This is a genomic window from Treponema sp. R6D11, assembly GCF_054786075.1.
The window spans coordinates 1-342 of sequence record NZ_BDHD01001277.1 but is presented as its reverse complement, the minus strand read 5'-3'; the positions used below and the strand labels follow the sequence as shown (position 1 = coordinate 342).

At 39.5% G+C, this 342-nt stretch carries 1 pseudogene; it reads right to left on the bottom strand.

Annotation, left to right across the window (positions count from 1 at the left end):
• Positions 1 to 342, bottom strand: a pseudogene (locus tag ACYVTD_RS18425) (hypothetical protein); the annotation flags it as partial.

The following is a 342-nucleotide window of genomic DNA, read 5'->3' as shown; positions in this document are numbered from 1 at the left end:
CATCTTTATCAAGTTTTTGAATCCCTTCCGCTTCTTTGGTCATCCACATAATATAATCGCGGATAAAATATTCTTTAATATCGCCTTTTAATCTTAATGACTGGAACCACTGATAGTAATGTCCTGTAAGTCCTTCTTCCATCCAGTAAAAAGACGCTTTCTCTTTTGCTACTTGCCAACGAAGATCGGCAACTGCGGTAAGAACCGCCAAATATAAATTTTTTGGGTACATGGGAATTACAATGCGTCCACGGCTTGTAGCGCGGTTAAAACGATCAAAAGGTTCCCAGCAAAAACCCATATCGCCGTAAGTGGGTATTAAAAGAACATAAGGAACAATGC